This window comes from Chitinophaga eiseniae, from assembly GCF_012641265.1.
In the GTDB taxonomy this organism is placed as follows: Bacteria; Bacteroidota; Bacteroidia; order Chitinophagales; family Chitinophagaceae; genus Chitinophaga; species Chitinophaga eiseniae_A.
Genome location: NZ_JABAHZ010000003.1, coordinates 781211 through 800043 on the forward strand (window position 1 = coordinate 781211; position 18833 = coordinate 800043).

Genomic DNA, 18833 nt, shown 5'->3' on the forward strand with positions numbered 1-18833 from the left:
GGATGCAAGTGACTTACTACTTCAGCAGCTTTTTGCTAACGCTTCATCAATTAATAAACGTTAAAATACTCAGGAAATTTTACTCCATGCGGATTTACTTCGCTGGGCGGCTAAAAAATCTTTTAATGCCTGATTTTCAGGCAACAGCAAATCGGTGTCTTCGGACAATATTTTCTCCGCGCTGGCCCGGGCAGCGTCCAGGATCGGTTTATCGGCTACAATATCGGCCAGTTTAAAATCGAGCACCCCGCTTTGCCGGGTTCCTTCAATATCGCCGGGGCCCCTGAGTTCCATATCTTTTTCGGAAATAATGAATCCATCGTTGGTTTGTACCATCACGTTGATACGTTCTTTGGAATCCTGGCTGAGTTTATTGCCGGTCATGAGTATGCAGAACGATTGTTCGGCGCCCCGCCCTACCCTTCCTCTCAGCTGGTGCAGCTGCGACAAGCCAAAGCGCTCTGTGCTTTCAATCACCATCACAGAAGCGTTGGGTACGTTCACCCCCACTTCAATCACCGTGGTGGCTACCATGATATGGGTATCGCCGGTAACAAAGCGCTGCATGTTGGTCTGGCGCTGATCTGCCGGCTGCCGGCCATGTACCATACTGATATAAAACTGCGGTTCGGGGAAAAAGGCTTTTACTTCCTCATAGCCTTTCATCAGGTTTTCATAGTCCAGCTTTTCCGAGTCTTCAATCAGTGGGTATACAATGTATGCCTGCCTGCCCTTCTTTATTTCTGTCCTGATAAAATCCATAACCTGCGGACGTTGATACTCCGTACGATGCACGGTGGTAATAGGTTTACGTCCGGGAGGCATTTCATCAATTACAGACACGTCAAGGTCGCCGTAAATAGTCATCGCCAGTGTTCTTGGGATAGGCGTTGCCGTCATAACGAGGATATGCGGTGGTATATGATTCTTTTCCCATAGGCGTGCCCGTTGTGCCACCCCAAAGCGGTGTTGTTCATCCACAATGGCCATTCCCAGGTTTTTAAACTGTACTTCTTTTTCCAGCAGGGCATGTGTTCCTACAAGTATGTCGATGCTGCCATCGAGTGCGCCTTCCAGTATTTTTTTCCGGGCCTTTCCTTTGATGCTACCGGTCAACAGGGCAACATTTACGTTCATGCGTTCCAGTAATTCCGCGATGCCCTTGAAATGTTGCTGGGAAAGGATTTCTGTAGGCGCCATCAAACAGGCCTGGAAACCATTGTCTTTCGCAAGCAGCATGGTTAATAAAGCTACCATGGTTTTGCCGCTACCTACGTCTCCCTGCAGCAGGCGATTCATCTGCCGCCCATGCATGGTATCCGTTCTGATTTCCCTTAATACCCTTTTTTGTGCGCCAGTTAAGGAAAAAGGCAGGTGTTGGTTGTAGAATTCATTAAACGAATCGCCTACGGCGCCAAATACATATCCCTGCGATTGCTTGTGCCGCTTTAGTTTCAGCCGGCAGATACGTATCTGTGCAATGAATAATTCTTCAAATTTCAGTCGTCTTTGCGCCAGGCGAGCTTCGTCTTCATTAGCCGGCAAATGTATTTTGAAATACGCCATCGACCTGGGCATCAACCGGTACTGCTGCAATACATCCAAAGGAATATTTTCCCGGATTTCGAGCGGTGACAACTGCTCCAGCAAGTTTTTGGTAAGTTTTCCTATAGCCTTTGCCGTTAGTCCGCGGGCTTTCAGTTTCTCAGTGGTATAATATACCGGTTCGAGAAATTGTTTACCGGTAGCAATTTCCTCTGTGAGCAGGTCCATCTCAGGATGTGCCAGCTGGGTAACGCCATTGAATACAGATATACGGCCATATACCAGGTAGGCTACATTTTCCTGCAGCGATTTCTGCATCCATTGCCAGCCCTGGAACCACACCAGGTCGATGGTACCCGTTTCATCGCGGAAAGTAGCTACCAACCTTTTCGACCTGTTTTCTCCCATCACCACCATATTGATAATTTTTCCACGGATCTGCACAAAGTCTTCATACCCACTCAGGGTAGCAATTTTATCGATCTTGGTGCGATCTACATACCGGAAGGGAAAATACTGGAGCAAGTCTCCAAAGGTATATACCTTGATTTCTTTACGGAGCAGTTCACCCTTCTGTGGGCCCACTCCCTTCAGGTATTCTATTGGATTGGATAATATGGCGGTAAAAGTAGAAATGATATACGCTTTTAGTGAATGACAAAAATAAAAAAGGCAAATGGTAAAAATTCACCACTTGCCTTTTTTAGTAAAAAACAATTATAACTATTCGGCTACTGCATCTACTTTACCTTCTGCAAACTGCTTCATCCACTCAGTGGTAACAGATTTCGGTCTTTCCAGGGAAAGTCCCAGCGCTCTGTCCCAGCAAAGAGAAGCCAATACGCCCAATGCACGGGATACGCCAAACAATACGGTATAGAATTCATATTCCACCATACCATAATGTACCAGCAATGCACCGGAGTGAGCATCTACGTTAGGCCATGGGTTCTTTACTTTACCCAGGTCCTGCAGAATGGGCGGTACTGTTTCGTATACGGTCCACACAATTTTCACCAGCTCATCGTTTGGAAGGTGTTTCTTGGCAAATTCCATCTGTGCAGTAAAGCGCGGATCTGTTTTACGCAATACTGCGTGACCATAACCCGGCACTACTTTACCTTCGGAGAGTGTTTTTTGAACATAGGCCGTAATTTGCTCTTTGGTAGGCACGCCACCACCCAGTTCTTCACGCATCTGGAGTATCCATTTGATCACTTCCTGGTTAGCCAAACCGTGTAAAGGACCGGCCAGACCGTTCATACCGGCAGCGAATGACAAATAAGCATCGCTGAGGGCAGAACCTACCAGGTGCGTCGTGTGTGCACTCACGTTACCACCTTCGTGATCGGCGTGAATCACCATGTACAGGCGCATCAGCTCTTTAAATCCTTCATCAGAATAGCCCAGCATATGTGCAAAGTTACCTGCCCAGTCGAGCATGCCATTAGGCTGTATATGTTGGCCACCTTTATATTTGCGACGGTATACATAAGCTGCAATACGCGGTAAACGTGCAATGAGGTTCATAGTGTCCTCATAGGTGAAACTCCAGTAATCTTTTTTGTTCATTCCTTCCGCATATTCATGTGCGAAAGAAGATTCTGTTTGTAATGCCATGATACCCACGTTGAACATGGTCATTGGGTGGGTAGTGATAGGTAATGCGTCAATAGCAGCGAAAACGTGATTAGGTACATGAGAACGACGGCCCCACATGCTGGAGAGATATTGAACATCTGCTTCCGTAGGCAGTTCACCGATCAGCATCAGGTAAAATAAACCTTCCGGCAATGGTTCTGCACCTCCCGGCGCTTTTGGTAAATGTTCTCTTAACTCCGGAATAGAATATCCGCGAAAACGAATCCCTTCGTTGGCATCCAGTAAGGAAGTTTCAGTGACCAACCCGGTAATACCACGCATACCCTGGTAAACCTGCGCCAGTGTTACATCTTCAATTTTTTTGTTACCGTGATTCTTTACCAGATCTTTTACTTCAATGTTAAGTTCATCTGCTTTAACCTTGAATTTCTCTTTTATGTACCCCATTTTACTGCTATTGTTATTAATGAAAACAAAATCGATCAATAGTCAAAAGTAATGATTTGTTAACGAAGTTACCACCATTTCATGGTATTTAATGCCAAATTAACAACGATGAATAAGCGTTGCCGCAGCGCAATAAGATCGCATTAATACATCATAATGTATTAATAATAAATCATTAATATAGTTTTAATTAATTATATTTATATAGACGTTAAAGAAATGTAAAATTTTCAGAATGGATTGAAAATTTTGAAAGAAAAATCGGTAGAAAAATCTCGCAAAGGGACAAAGGGGCAAAGCAGCTAAGAAATAAAGACCGAAGCGAATTTTAAGTCTGTAAAGCTGGGAGATTAGATATCAGACCTTCCTGCTCTGCTGACCTAGAATTCGCTTCGGTCTTTATTTCTTAGCTGCTTTGCATCTTACTCTCTTTGCGAGATCATTTGGGCGCCCGGCGATATAGGTAAAAGGCAAGCCCCCCGAATATAAAATTGGGGATCCACACTGCCAGCAAAGGATCCAGGTCGGCCTTAACAGAAAACACGGTAGCAAACTGAAGGAAGATAATATAACTCGCGCTGATCACAATGCCCAGGGCCAGGTGTAATCCACTTCCTCCCCTTACTTTTTTGGCAGCGATAATGCCTCCAATCAGCGTCAGTACTACCACGGCAAAGGCAGCCGCTGTTCTTCGGTAATATTCTACCCAATAAGTATTCAATCCCTCTGATCCACGGATGCTTTCACGTTTGATAAACTTCCTCAGATCTGGGGTGGTCATCGCTTCCTGCAGGTTCTTTTCATCTACCAGGTCTTTCGGCAGCAGGGCAATCTTCAGCATCGTATCCTGTTTATTGCTCCATTGCTCTTTTAAGCCATTCATGGTACGCATGGTCACATAATCCAGCCGCCACTTTTTGCTGGTGGAGTCCCAGGTAATCCTGTCTGCCTTCATTTTGAATGACATGTTCTGTTTATTTACGGTAGACAGTACAAAGTTACTCCCGCTCTTATAGTTAGGGTCGTAGCTGCCAAAGGTAACGTACGTAAAACTATCGATACGGGTAGTACGGTTGTACTGTGCCTTTTCATCGTCGTGGCTATGCAGGTACTTGTTTTCAAAAGTGGTGCGGATGCGGTTGGCATTGGGCACCACCCAGTAGTTGGCCAGCCAGAGGATACCGCCAAACAGGAAAGCACCCATCCAGTAGGGGCGCAGAAACCGGCGGAAACTGACGCCAGCCGCCAGGATGGCGATAATCTCCGAGCGATATGCCATCTTGGAAGTGAAAAATATAACCGACAGGAATATAAACAACGGGAATAATAACGCCAGGATATGCGGAATAAAACCAAAATAATAGTCCACTATAATTTCATGCAGCGACAGATGATGCTTCATGAAATCATCTATTTTTTCCGTGGTGTCGATCACCACGGAAATCAATAGGAATATCATCAGGGAGTAAATGAAAGTACCTATAAGCTTGCGTAAAATATACCAGTCAATCTTAGTCATGACCCCAAAGATATTAGTTTATTTTATAGTCCGAACTTTTACAGGCGTGTTTTCAGCTGTTGTACCATTCCTGTTTTCCAGGTAGCAAAAGTACCCGCCAGTATTTGTTTACGGGCTTCCTGTACCAGCTCGAGGTAGAATGCCAGGTTGTGAATACTGGCCAGCGTCATTCCCAGGATTTCCCCGGCCACAAACAGGTGGCGCAGGTAGGCGCGGGAATACCGGCTGGTAGCAAAGCAGGGGCTGTTTTCATCTACCGGACTAAAATCGGTGGCCCATTTTTTATTACGGATGTTCATCACCCCATTCCAGGTGAAAAGCATGCCGTTTCTACCGTTGCGGGTAGGCATTACACAGTCGAACATATCTACCCCCAGGGCAATATTTTCCAGGATATTCCATGGCGTACCCACTCCCATCAGGTAACGGGGCTTGTCTGATGGCAATACTTCGCATACCAGTCCACACATTTCATACATATCTCCTTCCGGCTCTCCTACGCTCAACCCGCCAATAGCGTTACCGGCGCAGTTGCGGGAAGCAATAAATTCGGCCGAAGCCTTACGGAGATCTTTATAGGTACTGCCCTGTACGATGGGGAATAACGTTTGTTCGTGACCGTAAGCCGGTTGCGTATCGCTCAGGCGCTGGATACAGCGATCGAGCCAGCGGTGTGTGAGGTCCATCGACTTACGTGCATAGCGGTATTCAGACGGATAAGGCGGGCATTCGTCAAACGCCATGATAATATCAGCGCCGATGGTGCGCTGGATATCCATCACATTTTCAGGGGTAAAAAGGTGACGGGAGCCATCAATATGGGATTGAAACACCACCCCTTCTTCCTTGATTTTACGGTTGGCTGCCAGGGAAAATACCTGGTAACCACCACTATCTGTGAGGATGGGCCGGTCCCAGCCATTGAATTTATGGAGTCCTCCCGCCTGGGACAATACTTCCAGGCCTGGTCTTAAATATAAATGATACGTATTCCCCAGGATGATCTGGGCCTGCACATCCCCCCGCAGTTGTTCCTGTGTCACCGCTTTTACACTGCCAACAGTGCCAACGGGCATAAAAATGGGCGTTTCTATTTCGCCATGGGCGGTGGTAATTTTCCCGGCCCGGGCATTGCTGCCACTATCTGTAGTTATCAGTTCAAAATTCACGCAACAGTATTTCAGGCCGCAAAGATAAGGTAAAGCAGAAAGCGGAAAGCAGAAAGCAAAATGCTTTCTGTTTTCCGCTTTCTGCTCCCGAATAATATTCTTTTACAGATAATAAAAATATTATATTTTTGCCAGCATTATGCTGGACCATCTAGGTGAAATTGCCTTATACTTTTTTGCTACCGTTGCAGGGATACAGATCATTTATTTTCTTTTTATCTTCTCCCGTGTAGCTTTTTATAGACGTAAATTTGACCTGGATCATACGCCTGACGGGTCTTTTTCAGTCATCATCTGTGCCAAGGATGAAGAGTTGAACCTGCAGAAAAATCTGCCGGGGGTTTTGCAACAGCGTTACCACCAGCACATGAAACCGGAATACGAGGTGATTGTGGTAAACGATAACTCCGAAGATGATACGAAATATTACCTGCGTTCCATAGAACCCGGGTATCCGCATTACCGCCATATTGAAATTAAGCAGGCGGCGAAGTTTATCCCCGGTAAAAAATATCCTTTATCCATCGGCTTAAAAGGCGCCCAGTTTGATACCGTATTGCTGACAGACGCGGATTGCAAGCCTGGCAGCACTTACTGGCTGTCGCTAATGAGCCAGGGATTTACCAACGACAAAGAAATTGTGCTGGGATACGGAGCCTATCACAAGAAGCCCGGCTTCCTCAATAAAATCATCCGTTACGAAACCTTCTTCAGCGCTCTGCAACACCTGTCTTTTGCCATGAGCGGTATGCCTTATATGGGCGTAGGACGCAACCTGGCTTATAAAAGAGAATTATTCTTTAAGCATAAAGGCTTCACCAGTCACCAGCATATTGCGAGTGGCGATGACGACCTGTTTGTAAATACAGCTGCCAACAGGAAAAATGTTGGCGTGGTAATCGATAAACAGGCGTTTACTTATTCAGAGCCTAAACAGAACTGGAACAGCTGGTTCAGGCAAAAAACCCGGCATATGTCTACCGGCAAGCATTACCGCTTCGGTCACAAGTTCGTATTGGGCTTATTTTCCCTGACTCACTTCCTTTTCTATCCTGCCTTTATTATAGGACTGTTTTTCCCGCCTCCTATCCTTTGGTACGTACTGGGGATCTTTGGACTTAAAATAATGGTACAATCGATCATTACCTATGCCGCGATGCGTAAACTGGATGAAAGTGATCTTTTCAAGTTCAGCTGGTTGATGGATATCTTTATGGTACTGTATTATATCATATTTACCCCAGCTTTACTTTTCAAGTCAAAGAACCGGTGGTAAGAAAGGCGGAAAGCTTATTTTTGCGGCATGGAAATTATTTTAAAGTATTTCAGCGAGTTTACACCGGAGCAGCTGTCGCAACTAGCCGCGTTGAAAGGATTATACGAAGAATGGAATGAGAAGATCAATGTTATATCCCGCAAAGACATTGATGCCTTGTATGAAAAGCATGTATTACACTCTCTCAGTATAGCTGCCATCGCAGATTTTCAGCCGGGCACCCAAATCCTGGACCTGGGTACTGGTGGCGGATTTCCCGGCATACCGCTGGCTATTTTCTTCCCGGAGGTACAGTTTCACCTGGTAGATTCTATTGGAAAAAAGATAAAGGTAGTGCAGGGAGTAGCGGAAGCGCTGCAACTCAAAAACGTAACGGCCGCGCATAGCCGGGTTGAAGACATTAAAAACCGGAAGTTTGATATCGTAGTATCCCGTGCCGTGGCGCCCCTGGCCGATCTTTGGCGTTGGAGCAAACCGGTACTGAAAAAATCGGCTGTTCCGGGCAAACAGTTTGAAAAAGGACTGATCTGCCTGAAGGGAGGCGACCTGGCCCAGGAGATATCTGACAGTGGCCTGAAACCACGACTGGTAAAGATATATGATATTTTCCCGGAAGAAAGTTTCCTGGAAAAGTTTGTGGTACTGGCCAAGAGCTAGCAGCCAATTTCCAATGTCGCGTGGCGGATGCCCAGGTGTTCCAGTTCATGACGCAGCTCTTTCTTCAGGTCCTCAATGGCCAGGGCAGTTAACTGCGGATCCACTTTCACCTGGGCAGTCAGTGCATTTTCGGTAGTGCTGAGCGCCCATACATGGATATGATAGATATCCTTTACCCCATTTATGGCCAGCGCCATTTTCCGAAGCTCCTGTATATCAATATCTCTGGGCACCCCATCCATCGACAGGCGCAGGCTATCCCGCAGCAGCCCCCAGGTACCTATAATAATTACCACCATTACAATAAGACTTAGCAGGGGATCCAGCCAATACCATTTTGTATAGATGATGACCACGCCGGCTACCACGGTGGCCAGCGATACCCCGGCATCGGCGGCCAGGTGCAGGTAGGCGCCTTTTATATTTAAGTCTTTTTCCTTATCCTTGAAAAACAACCAGGCCGTGAAGGCATTGATCAGGATACCGATGCCGGCTACGATGGCAATAGGGCGGCCCTGTACTTCATAAGGCTCCGAGAAACGCCTCACCGCCTCGTACCCGATAATACCTACCACCACTAATAACAACATGGCGTTAAAGAGGGAAATAAGTATTGTACTTTTGCGGTATCCGTAAGTATAGCCCGGGTTGGAAGTAATTTTAGCCAAACGAAAACCGAGGAGGGATAGGGCCAGACTGGCCACATCGCTGAGGTTATGCCCAGCATCGGCCATCAGGGCGAGGGAATGTGTGAGAAAACCCGATATGAATTCTGTCGCCACAAAGGCCAGGTTAAGGGCAATTCCCCAGATAAAAGCCCGGTTCACCTGTTCACCATTCAGCGCAGGAGTATGGGCGTGAGCATGGTCATGCATAGCTGACAGATTTCGTTATTTGTAATTTAAGTAGTTTTTTTTCTTCCATCATAAAATATCCGCTTTGTTGTTTCGTCATCCTTATTAAGATGAAACAGCTGGTCCTTACAAATAGCATTATGGCCATAGAGCAAAACGAACGCATACAGGCAACCGTAAAGCAGGAACGCAAGCGATTGCTTCACTTTATCCGGCAACGGGTAAATAATGCGTCTGATGCGGAGGATATTTTACAGGATGTTTTCTACCAGTTTACAGAGTACCTGCGGCTGGGCAGCCAGGTCGACTCCATTACCGGGTGGCTATTTGCCGTTACCCGCAACCGGATTACCGACTTTTTCCGTAAAAAGAAAGAAACACCTTTCTCTGACCATACCCGGGAAATAGAGGGGGAAGAAGTATTATTTCTGCCGGAATTACTGGCCGACAAAAATATGGAAGCCGATAACCCCATGATAAAGAAAATCATGTCGGAAGCCATTATGGAAGCTATTGACGAGCTGCCGGCAGATCAGCGACAGGTTTTTCTGCAACATGAACTGGAGGGTAAATCTTTTAAGGAGATGAGCGAAGAAACTGGTATTGGCGTAAATACCCTCCTGTCCCGCAAACGTTATGCGGTATTATTCCTGCGGGAACGGTTGACAGAACTATACCGCGAATTATTAAATGACTGATTAATTTATTTAAGATATGAAAAACGATTTCAGAAGAAGCAGAAAGGGACTTCACATACTCAAATTTATGGCGATGGGAGCCGCGTTTATCCTGGCCATTGGATTTGTAACCATGACATTATGGAATTGCCTGATTCCCGACCTGTTTCACGGCCCGGTAATTACCTTCTGGCAGGCATTGGGGCTGTTGTTGCTCGGTAAACTGTTGTTTGGCTGGCATAATCATCACAACCGCTCCTGGGAAGACAAATGGGCCCGTGGCCGGGAATGGAAAGCCAAGCTCCGGGAAAAGATGGCGCACATGACACCGGAAGAACAAGCCAGGGTAAGAGAACAATTGCGCAACCGCTGCGGACGCGGGTTTGGGGGCTCCAGACGGGAAGGATGGGAACGCTATTGGAGCGATATGGACGAGGCACAGCGGAAACCGGAAGAACCCAATAAAGACGAACAAGCTACTTCATAAAAAACTTCTGTACGATGATAGGTATATTCAAAACCAATATAGACAGCCAGGAAAAACGCCGTTATGTCATCCAGGCTATTTCATCCAGCTTTAGTGTTGGCTCCTGTCATGTGGACCTGGACGACTGTGATAAAGTATTGCGCATTGCTGATTTACAGGTGGAAGAGGATATTATAGTAGAATTTGTACAAAAACAGGGTTATGAATGCGCCATACTCGAATAAATTGAATTTTTATTAACCCAATATCAATATTCCCGGGCTATAAAGCCATTTTATTATAGATAAAATATTTTTATATATGATAAAATCTTGGCTGGCTCGCAAATCTGGCGTAACTTCAAAGAGAATGCAGTGGCCCGGGTATATTGCATACAACAACAGGTAATGTGTTATTGAAATCTCTAAACTTGATTCCTATGTACCTGAACCAGCACGAGATCCGCTCTCTCATAGATAAGAGTTTCGACAATTTTGTAGATTTTGTCAATACGCTGCCGGATATACGTTTTACCGCTTCCCCTTACGGTAAATGGTCGGCTGGTCAGCAACTCGATCATCTCACTAAATCCATCAGGCCTGTTAGCAGTGCGCTGGCCTTTCCTAAAATAACGCTGCGTTATTTTGGCACCACGGTGATGCCTTCCCGCTCTTACGAAGCACTGGTAGCAGATTACCAGCGGGTATTGGCCGGGAGCTTCAGAGCTCCCAGGGCTTATCAGCCCGGGGTGATCTACCCGGCACAACGACCGGCGCTATTACAAGGTTTTCTTCTTCAGAAAAATAAATTATTTAACAAGCTGGCCGGCTGGTCGGAAAAAGACCTGGATAAATACCGGCTTCCTCATCCCCTGCTGGGAAAAATTACCATCCGGGAAATGCTTTACTTCATTGCCTATCACAACGAACACCACCTGGAAAAGTTGAAAGACCAGGAGCTACAGGGTCATACCTGGCAAAATCAACTCCAGCAACTTATTTTTTAATTTTTTAATTATATTGTCTTACCATAAAAAATCCCCATGGCTAAGACTGCGTTAGTCATCAGCGGCGGCGGCTCCAGGACCGCGTTTGCTGTTGGCGCCCTGAAGTATCTGTACACACAACGACCAGCAATTGAATTCGATATCATCTGCGGGACCGGCACCAGTGCACTCATTGCGCCACTGGCAGCATTAGGAGAAATCGACCTGCTGGAGAAACTCTTTACCAGCAACAGTACCGCAGACATCGTTAATACCTCTACCCTGATGCAGCGTTTTCCCCACCACAATTCCCTGTATAACGCCACCGCACTAACGCTCAAAATCAATAATATTTTTAGCGAAGCAAGATTCCACGCACTGGAACAACTGGATAAAGAGATTTTTGTAACCGGGTACTGCCTGCAAACCAATCGCACCACCTACTTTTCGCCACGTAGCAGGAATACAGTACAAAAGGATTACGACGTCGTAACGCTCCATGATAACAACTCTTTCCGTGAAGCGGTACTGGCTTCTATCAGTATGCCGGTGTTTATGCCACCGGTAGCAGTAGCCTCGCTACCTGATCATGTACAGCAATTCACCAATGGCGGCGGTGAGTACTACAATCCTATTAAACTGGCTATCGATAAAGGTGCTACTACTATATATGCTATCCTCCTTACTCCGGCCGATCCCGAAGAAGATGGGATCGAATTTAAAAGCCTGCTTGATGTATTGGAAAAGCAGATAGATATCCATACCAACGGAATGTCGCCCACCGATCTGAAAATGACGCAATTTTTTAATGAAGCCATCACCTACCTCGATGCGGTAAAAGAAAATATGAAACAAGCCGGCATTCCTGCACCTGCGGTAAATAACTACTTTGACCTGCCGGCCAATAACCCGTTCCGCGATAAGAAAGTGATTAACCTGCATATTATCCGTCCGAAAGCGGCACTGCGGGTACAATTGGGGGGATTGGAATTTATACCGGAAGAAATGAAGATGATGATGAAAAATGGGGAGGAAACGGCAGCCGAAATCCTGGAAAAAAAAGGGATGCAGTGAGCACTCACTACATCCCATAGATTATTTAAGAAACTGCTTTGTTATTGCTTCTGTCTACATCAGCCATACGCTGACTGGGATCAATTTCCAACTCCTTAATATTTGATAAAGGTATATCCAGTTCTACTTCGTACGTAGTGTTTGTCCAGTACCAAACGTTATCGACTATACGTTTAATAACAGGATTTTCATTTGGTTTTTCGCCATACATGATAGACAATGGAATATAGTGCAGTACTTTATTTCCGCTCTTATCTGTTACCAGGAAATCTACCGGCATTGGCATCAGCCCAATCCTGCGCAGGCGAACAACAGTTTTGTTCCCTTTTTCATATACGCTGTCGATACCGTAATCGATATGCTTCACAGCGTTGATAAAGTATTGTTTGTACCAATCCAACGCAATACCGCTCTCCTTCTCCATTACCCGGATAAAGTCGTTGGCATTGGGATGTTTAAAGCGCCATTCCTTGTAGTAACGCAGTAATCCGGCATCGCGATTGGCAGCTCCGATCACATATCCCAGCTGTTCGAGGAATACGGCGCCCTTGGAATACGCCGTGAGGCTATATCCGTAGTTGGTGTTGTAGTGATCGGAATGTGTAGTAGCCGGTTCTTCAAAAGGACTTCTGGCCAGTGCGAAATAGCCTGCATATGCATCTTCCTGGGCATTGGCATCTTTCAGTGAATCGATGGTATTATGAATCACATTATTTTCTGCAAAGGTGGTAAATCCTTCGTCCATCCATGGATACAGGCTTTCATTGGTAGCCAGCATTCCCTGGTACCAGCTGTGCATCCATTCATGCATAGCCACTCCATATAAGCCATCCATTTTACCATTACCCATAATCAGCGTAGCCATGGGGTATTCCATACCGCCATCACCGCCTTGAATGAAAGAGTACTGCTCATACGGATAAGGGCCATAATGTGCTTTGATGTAAGCATAGGCAGCAGGAATCATCTTTGCCAGCTGAGGCCACGTATTATGGGTATGTTCATTATCGATATAGAAGAAATGAGCCGTAAATCCATCTACCCGCTGGGTAATGTGCTTATAGTCGGGATCGGCCGCCCATACAAAGTCGTGTACATTAGGCGCTACAAAGTGCCAGGTAAGCGTGTTGCCAGCTGGCCTGTTTACTTTAGTACCGGGCTTTTCATAGCCATAGCCAATCTGTTCTGGATTTTGCAGGTAGCCGGTTCCAGCCAGTACATATTTTTTATCGATGTTAATTTTCACATCATAATCACCCCATACGCCGTAGAATTCACGGGCAATATAAGGCGTAGCATGCCAGCCCTCGTAGTCGTATTCGCACATTTTAGGATACCACTGGGCCATGGAAAAATCCACACCTTCGGAGTTATTGCGGCCACTACGGCGAATTTGCACGGGCACCTGTGTTTCAAACTCCATATCAAATTCTACTTTGGAATTAGGCAGGATAGGTTTATCCAATGGTACCTCGAGGATAGTTTCCACTACTTTGAAATCCTGCGGCTTTCCATCGCGTTTCAGTGAAATCACTTTCTGGTAGCCTATTTCATCGGGCTTCAGCTTGGAAATACGATCACGTACGCGGTTGTCCCAGTCGCGGCGTTCATTGCCATTACGGTCTTTTCCCACTACTATTTTTCCCAGCTCACGGCTGCGGACATCCATCATACTATTGGGTTGAAATGCGTTCCAGTACAGGTGATAGAACACTTTCTTCAGGGTATCGGGAGAGTTGTTGTAGTATTCGAGATGCTGCTTTCCCTTGAATTGATTCGCTGCTGCGTCTACCTTTACATCCATGGAGTACTTCACTCTCTGTTGCCAGCGATCTGACTGTGCATTTACTTGTAGCCAACTGCCTGCCAGCATGGCAATAGCCAGGCAGCCACCTGTTGTAACCCGATACTTCATTCTTTTCACGTTTGATTAAAGAGCTAAAATAAACATCATTTGCGGAATTTGATGTACCGTTCGTGGGTTATTTCAGCACAGGAGCTCAGCTGAAACTGTTGAGGGTAAGCCCCAGAAAGTCGGCATATTGCCTGGCCGCCGGTTCAAACGCTTTAAGCAGTGCTTTTCCGGCTTTAAACAATTCCGTGGTGATGGTCACGGAATCCTTTTTCAGCGTACGTTTCCACGTACCTATCACCTGTCCGTTGTGGACCATAATGGGATTAAAAATGCCGTTGTTCGTCATTACCTTGCTGGTAAACCGACTATCTATCAGGGTGCTGCGGTCTTTATATCCTATAAAATATTCATCGAAAGCAGGTAACAGGAGATGGGTATCCGTTTCGGTCACTTTCTTCGCCGGGGCCATCCAGTAAGTGGTTTCGTGGATTTCCTGCGACCGAAGGGAGGATTGAACGCCCTGCAAACCGGTTTTGGCATCGGCAACGGATATTCCGGCCCACTGTGCAAAATCATGGACCGTAGCAGGGCCGTGGCTGGTAAAATAGCGGCCAGCCAGTTTATGCAGGGCCTCTTCCCGCTGTAATGGGGTATTGTTGGGTACCCATTCGTGCAACAGGGTATAAGTAGATTGCTTTCCCCGCAGGGGGCCATTGCAGATAATGCGTTCCACGGAAGCATGGTAAATGATATGATTCATGCGGTTTTCCGAGGTATCAATCCCATTTTTCTGTAGCAGGTCTGTCAGCTCCTTACGGGTATGGTGGTTGCCGTTTTTCAGGGCTTTGGTGATCAGCTGATTGGTTTTGGCCAGCCCGGCCTCATCCAGTCCCAGTTTCCGTTGCATGCTGCTCATTTTTGCTTTTACGTTGGGCGCTATGAGTTGCAGCATCCAATGAATATCTTCGGCTGCTACCAGGTGTAAGGTGCCACGAAAAACGGTGGTGCGGACAATGGATTTATCCAGGATGGCCTGTTCCACCTGCGTTTCCCGGCATCCTGGCAAACGGGCGCCTATGCCCCATTTGCTGCTCGCATATTCCTGCGACTGCATGGCGCCAAAGAAGGACACTATTTCCCGGGGAGTTTTAAAAGCGGTTTTAATGAGTTGCTGGTGCCGCAGGCGCTGTGCAGGAATACTGGTCATGTGCATGGATAGCTGTTTTGTTATACAAAGCAACGATAGGGCTATGACAACAGTATGTCAGCTGCCGAAAAAATTATTCTTTGCCCTGTACCACCACTACTATTTCGCCTTTCACGCCCTTTTCCGCGAAGTAGTCGTGCACTTCCTGAAGGGTACCACGTTTATTTTCCTCGAACATTTTGGTCAGCTCGCGGCTAACGCAGCAGGGGCGATCCGGCCCGAAGTACTGGATCAGGTCGGAGAGGGTTCTGACCAATCGCATGGGCGATTCATAGAAAACGATGGTCCGTTCTTCTGTGGCCAGTTGGGTAAACAAGGTATGGCGGCCTTTTTTCAGGGGAAGAAATCCTTCAAAGGCAAAGCGGTTCATGGGAATACCGCTGTTGACCAGCGCGGGTACAAAAGCGGTGGCGCCGGGCAGGCATTCTACCGGTACGCCGGCACGACTGCATTCCCTGACCAATAAAAAGCCCGGATCGGAAATACCCGGAGTACCGGCATCTGTGAGCATAGCCATCGTTTTACCTCCCTGCAGCTGTTGCAGGAGATGTTGTACTATTTTATGCTCATTATGCTGGTGGTAGGACGTTACCGGCTTATTGATCTGGTAGTGCCGGAGCAGTACACTGGAAGTGCGGGTATCTTCCGCGAGGATCAGGTCTGCTTCCTCCAGCACTTTTACGGCCCGATAGGTGATATCGGCCAGATTGCCAATGGGAGATGGAACGAGATATAATTTCATAATTGAATTACAAAGTAAAGGAAGAATTTCACGCAAAGAGGCAAAGAAGCAAAGCCGCAAAGATTTTCTTAATATTTTATATTCCTTTGCGGCTTTGTTTCTTTGCCTCTTTGCGGGAAACGCCTCTTTTACGCGGCGTAACTAATTATTGTATATGTACTTCAAAAGATTCCATTACCTGGTTTGCCAACAGCTTCTGGCAAGCATTTTCAGCGATCTGCCTTGCTTCTTCCTGGCTGGCGGCTTCAATTTGCAGGGTAATGTGTTTACCAATACGTACATCTTGTACCTGGCCCAGGCCGAGGTTCTTGAGACCACTCATTACCGCTTTACCTTGCGGGTCTAATAATTCTTTCAGTGGCATCACATTGATATGTGCAGTAAAAGTCATTGTACTAGAAATTTTGCCGCAAACCTACATCAAAAAATCCAAAATGTTAAACCGCTTGTATTTTAGGCGGTGCCACAACGGATAATATCACGTAACAAATAAATACAAATGGTACGGCGGCAAACCGCAGGAAAGGTATGCTCACAACGGTTAAACCGATTAAAAGGAAGCGGGGCCAGTTGTCGGCCAGCGACTTACTTTTAAATTTCAGGCTGATCATGGGAATTTCCGCCACCATCAGGTAGCAGAGCAGGGCGATGGTAATATATAACACCCAGATATTCTGGAACCAGTGGGCCAGGTTAAAGGGATTAAATAAGAGGATCAGGGGAAAAGAGGCCACCAGTATGGCCACCGCCGGAGTAGGCACGCCGATAAAGTTTTCCGACTGCCGGGTATCTATATTGAATTTAGCCAGGCGATAAGCGGCAAAACAGGGCACCAGTAAAGCCGGAGCCAGGTTAATGATCGATACATCAAACACATCGGGTTGCTGGAAATAGGCGCTGCGCAATAAACGGTACAGCATCATGCCGGGTACTACTCCGAAAGTAACAACGTCTGCCAGTGAATCCAGCTCCTTTCCCATAGGCCCGGATACCCGGAGGAGGCGGGCCACCATCCCGTCAAAAAAGTCGAAAATACCAGCGATCAGCACCAGGGCTGAAGCCCAGTAAACCGGTTCGGGGCTGATAATCGTATAGTCTGCTCCGTTAATTTCCGCGCGATACTCCGGCGCATGTAAAATGCAGATAATCGCCAGCGCTCCGCAAAAGAGGTTACATAGGGTAAGAATATTGGGTAGTTGTTTCATCTAATCGATTTATGGCATGCAAAGTACGAATTACGGGATTTGTGAGGAGATCGCGAACATAAATATTTTCTGTTCAACAGCTCTCCTTACAAATCCCGTAAAATACATGCGGCATACCGGGGTATGCTATTTCTTCATCAGGGCTTCTATTTCATCGGCCGTGATAGGAATATGCTTCATCAGGTCTACATTGCCTTCGGCAGTAAGCCAGATATTATTTTCGATGCGGATACCCAATTGTTCTTCTTCAATATAAATACCTGGTTCTATGGTCATTACCGCACCTTCCGGGATAGGTTGGTACATGGAAGGCCCCAGATCATGTACATCCACGCCGAGGTGGTGGGAGATGCCATGGTACAGGTATTTGCGGTAAGCCGGTGTTTCAGGATCCTGGTTTTTCACCTGTTCTTCCGTGAGTAAGCCCAGTTTAATAAATTCCTTAGTAGCTTCCTCTCCTACCATTTCATGGTATTTGGCAATGGTAATACCCGGGCGCAGGATGGATTTGGCGTAGTTATGCAGGTGTAAACAGGCATCGTAAACCTGGCGCTGACGGGGGCTGAATTTACCGTTAACCGGTATGGAGCGGGTCAGGTCCGCATTGTAACCACCGTATTCGGCGCCGAAGTCCATCAGGATTACTTCTCCATCTTTACATTCCTGGTTATTGGCTACATAGTGGAGTGTACGGGCACGATCACCGGAGGCGATAATAGAGCCATATGCCTCACCAGCAGAGCGGTTGCGCAGGAATTCATGCATAATTTCGGCGTGAATTTCATGTTCCCATACACCTGGTTGAATGAATTTCAGCAGGCGTTCGAACGTTTTCCCGGTGATATCCATCGCTACCTGCATCACCTTAACTTCTTCCGGTGTTTTTACTGCCCGGAGCTGTTTAAAGAGTACTGCTGCGCGGAGGTAGTTATGGAGTGGATAACGCGCTTTCATTTCTTCCGCATACCGGTAATCCCTTACTGGTACCAGGTTTGATTTGCGGTTATTTTCATTGGAGTTGAGGTAGATGTTAGCCGCATCGTTAACCCACTGCTGCAACAGGCCGTCCAGTGCATCCAGCCACACAACAGTAGACATACCGGAAATGGCGTATGCTTCATCTTTGCGCAACCGGTGGCCATCCCACTTTTCCTTTAACTCGTTAGGGCGCACCAATACCAACACTTCCCGGTATTTGGGATCTGGGTTATCGGGAAACAATACCACCATCGTATCCTCCTGATCAATACCTGTGAGCCAATACAGATCTGAGTTCTGCTTAAACTTATACAGGGCGTCACCATTGGTGGGCAGTTCATCATTGGAGTTGATAATAGCTATAGACTGTGGCTGCATTTTAGCCACAAAACGCTGACGATTCTTCACGAAAAGCTGCGGATCTAAGGGCAAATTCTTCATATCTCTTAATTTCAAATGAGGGTTCAAACCTATGTAAAATTTCGGAGGTAGAAATCATGAAATCATGTCGGATTATCAAATCGGTTAATATCAGAGGGGATAAATGACAAAATCGTACTAATATTTCCTTGCAA

18 protein-coding genes are annotated in these 18833 nt (G+C 46.5%); 7 read left to right on the forward strand and 11 right to left on the reverse strand.

The genetic code is table 11. The annotated features are described in order from the left end of the window. Positions 1-69: 69 nt before the first annotated feature. The 4 genes from recG to tgt all read right to left on the reverse strand — a co-directional run bounded on the left by recG (position 70) and on the right by tgt (position 6282). Entirely contained in the window at positions 70-2232 is a 2163-nt protein-coding gene (recG, locus tag HGH91_RS16935) for an ATP-dependent DNA helicase RecG (protein WP_410493800.1), read from the reverse strand. Between the two features lie 36 nt (positions 2233-2268). After that, complete coding sequence (locus HGH91_RS16940; RefSeq protein WP_168739974.1) at positions 2269-3594, reverse strand: citrate (Si)-synthase, eukaryotic; 1326 nt, start codon at positions 3592-3594, stop codon at positions 2269-2271. 439 nt (positions 3595-4033) lie between these two features. Beyond that, the gene (locus HGH91_RS16945; RefSeq protein WP_168739975.1) at positions 4034-5113 is read right to left on the reverse strand and encodes an LptF/LptG family permease; all 1080 of its coding nucleotides are present in this window, start codon (positions 5111-5113) and stop codon (positions 4034-4036) included. 38 nt (positions 5114-5151) lie between these two features. Continuing rightward, positions 5152-6282, reverse strand: coding sequence for a tRNA guanosine(34) transglycosylase Tgt (gene tgt / locus HGH91_RS16950; protein ID WP_168739976.1), 1131 nt, complete (start codon positions 6280-6282; stop codon positions 5152-5154). A gap of 139 nt (positions 6283-6421) precedes the next feature. Between tgt and HGH91_RS16955 the strand changes: the two genes are divergently transcribed. Then, complete coding sequence (locus tag HGH91_RS16955; RefSeq protein ID WP_168739977.1) at positions 6422-7558, forward strand: glycosyltransferase; 1137 nt, start codon at positions 6422-6424, stop codon at positions 7556-7558. Between the two features lie 27 nt (positions 7559-7585). Then, complete coding sequence (gene rsmG / locus HGH91_RS16960) at positions 7586-8215, forward strand: 16S rRNA (guanine(527)-N(7))-methyltransferase RsmG (protein ID WP_168739978.1); 630 nt, start codon at positions 7586-7588, stop codon at positions 8213-8215. Here rsmG and HGH91_RS16965 read toward each other — a convergent pair. Beyond that, the gene (locus HGH91_RS16965) at positions 8212-9090 is read right to left on the reverse strand and encodes a cation diffusion facilitator family transporter (protein ID WP_168739979.1); all 879 of its coding nucleotides are present in this window, start codon (positions 9088-9090) and stop codon (positions 8212-8214) included. The two genes, rsmG and HGH91_RS16965, sit on opposite strands and share 4 nt — an antisense overlap. Positions 9091-9209: 119 nt before the next feature. On the opposite strand from HGH91_RS16965, the gene HGH91_RS16970 reads away from it, so the two are divergent. From HGH91_RS16970 to HGH91_RS16990, 5 genes are all read left to right on the forward strand, one after another. Next, a complete protein-coding gene (locus tag HGH91_RS16970) occupies positions 9210-9767 on the forward strand; it encodes an RNA polymerase sigma factor (protein ID WP_168740031.1) in 558 nt (185 codons plus the stop codon). A gap of 16 nt (positions 9768-9783) precedes the next feature. After that, the gene (locus HGH91_RS16975) at positions 9784-10233 is read left to right on the forward strand and encodes a hypothetical protein (protein ID WP_211092331.1); all 450 of its coding nucleotides are present in this window, start codon (positions 9784-9786) and stop codon (positions 10231-10233) included. Between the two features lie 14 nt (positions 10234-10247). Next, positions 10248-10457 carry a hypothetical protein gene (locus HGH91_RS16980; RefSeq protein WP_168739980.1) on the forward strand — a complete coding sequence of 70 codons (210 nt, stop codon included), beginning with the start codon at positions 10248-10250 and terminating at the stop codon, positions 10455-10457. Positions 10458-10651: 194 nt separating this feature from the next. Further along, positions 10652-11218 carry a DinB family protein gene (locus HGH91_RS16985; RefSeq protein WP_168739981.1) on the forward strand — a complete coding sequence of 189 codons (567 nt, stop codon included), beginning with the start codon at positions 10652-10654 and terminating at the stop codon, positions 11216-11218. Positions 11219-11254: 36 nt separating this feature from the next. Continuing rightward, positions 11255-12271, forward strand: a complete 1017-nt coding sequence (locus HGH91_RS16990; protein ID WP_168739982.1) for a patatin-like phospholipase family protein — start codon at positions 11255-11257, stop codon at positions 12269-12271. A 25-nt stretch (positions 12272-12296) separates the two neighbouring features. On the opposite strand, the gene HGH91_RS16995 is transcribed toward HGH91_RS16990, so the two are convergent. The 6 genes from HGH91_RS16995 to HGH91_RS17020 all read right to left on the reverse strand — a co-directional run bounded on the left by HGH91_RS16995 (position 12297) and on the right by HGH91_RS17020 (position 18699). After that, positions 12297-14186 carry a M1 family metallopeptidase gene (locus tag HGH91_RS16995; RefSeq protein ID WP_247651762.1) on the reverse strand — a complete coding sequence of 630 codons (1890 nt, stop codon included), beginning with the start codon at positions 14184-14186 and terminating at the stop codon, positions 12297-12299. 85 nt (positions 14187-14271) lie between these two features. Continuing rightward, positions 14272-15339: a winged helix DNA-binding domain-containing protein gene (locus HGH91_RS17000; RefSeq protein WP_168739983.1), complete on the reverse strand. Its 1068-nt coding sequence runs from the start codon at positions 15337-15339 to the stop codon at positions 14272-14274. A gap of 67 nt (positions 15340-15406) precedes the next feature. Then, entirely contained in the window at positions 15407-16075 is a 669-nt protein-coding gene (gene rsmI, locus HGH91_RS17005) for a 16S rRNA (cytidine(1402)-2'-O)-methyltransferase (RefSeq protein ID WP_168739984.1), read from the reverse strand. A 145-nt stretch (positions 16076-16220) separates the two neighbouring features. Beyond that, positions 16221-16466, reverse strand: a complete 246-nt coding sequence (gene purS, locus HGH91_RS17010) for a phosphoribosylformylglycinamidine synthase subunit PurS (RefSeq protein ID WP_145664733.1) — start codon at positions 16464-16466, stop codon at positions 16221-16223. A 46-nt stretch (positions 16467-16512) separates the two neighbouring features. Next, entirely contained in the window at positions 16513-17280 is a 768-nt protein-coding gene (locus tag HGH91_RS17015) for a CDP-alcohol phosphatidyltransferase family protein (protein ID WP_168739985.1), read from the reverse strand. 126 nt (positions 17281-17406) lie between these two features. Continuing rightward, positions 17407-18699 carry an aminopeptidase P N-terminal domain-containing protein gene (locus HGH91_RS17020; protein ID WP_168739986.1) on the reverse strand — a complete coding sequence of 431 codons (1293 nt, stop codon included), beginning with the start codon at positions 18697-18699 and terminating at the stop codon, positions 17407-17409. Between the last annotated feature and the right edge of the window lie 134 nt (positions 18700-18833).

Bases quoted from the DNA above. Each gene is read 5' to 3' on its own strand.
- HGH91_RS16970 (WP_168740031.1), top strand. From the start codon at position 9,210: ATGGCCATAGAGCAAAACGAACGCATACAGGCAACCGTAAAGCAGGAA.
- HGH91_RS17015 (WP_168739985.1), bottom strand. From the start codon at position 17,280: ATGAAACAACTACCCAATATTCTTACCCTATGTAACCTCTTTTGCGGA.
- rsmI (WP_168739984.1), bottom strand. From the start codon at position 16,075: ATGAAATTATATCTCGTTCCATCTCCCATTGGCAATCTGGCCGATATC.
- HGH91_RS16990 (WP_168739982.1), top strand. From the start codon at position 11,255: ATGGCTAAGACTGCGTTAGTCATCAGCGGCGGCGGCTCCAGGACCGCG.
- HGH91_RS16955 (WP_168739977.1), top strand. From the start codon at position 6,422: ATGCTGGACCATCTAGGTGAAATTGCCTTATACTTTTTTGCTACCGTT.
- HGH91_RS16965 (WP_168739979.1), bottom strand. From the start codon at position 9,090: ATGCATGACCATGCTCACGCCCATACTCCTGCGCTGAATGGTGAACAG.
- HGH91_RS16985 (WP_168739981.1), top strand. From the start codon at position 10,652: ATGTACCTGAACCAGCACGAGATCCGCTCTCTCATAGATAAGAGTTTC.
- HGH91_RS16940 (WP_168739974.1), bottom strand. From the start codon at position 3,594: ATGGGGTACATAAAAGAGAAATTCAAGGTTAAAGCAGATGAACTTAAC.
- rsmG (WP_168739978.1), top strand. From the start codon at position 7,586: ATGGAAATTATTTTAAAGTATTTCAGCGAGTTTACACCGGAGCAGCTG.
- HGH91_RS16975 (WP_211092331.1), top strand. From the start codon at position 9,784: ATGAAAAACGATTTCAGAAGAAGCAGAAAGGGACTTCACATACTCAAA.
- HGH91_RS16945 (WP_168739975.1), bottom strand. From the start codon at position 5,113: ATGACTAAGATTGACTGGTATATTTTACGCAAGCTTATAGGTACTTTC.
- HGH91_RS16995 (WP_247651762.1), bottom strand. From the start codon at position 14,186: ATGAAGTATCGGGTTACAACAGGTGGCTGCCTGGCTATTGCCATGCTG.
- HGH91_RS17000 (WP_168739983.1), bottom strand. From the start codon at position 15,339: ATGCACATGACCAGTATTCCTGCACAGCGCCTGCGGCACCAGCAACTC.
- HGH91_RS16980 (WP_168739980.1), top strand. From the start codon at position 10,248: ATGATAGGTATATTCAAAACCAATATAGACAGCCAGGAAAAACGCCGT.
- purS (WP_145664733.1), bottom strand. From the start codon at position 16,466: ATGACTTTTACTGCACATATCAATGTGATGCCACTGAAAGAATTATTA.
- HGH91_RS17020 (WP_168739986.1), bottom strand. From the start codon at position 18,699: ATGAAGAATTTGCCCTTAGATCCGCAGCTTTTCGTGAAGAATCGTCAG.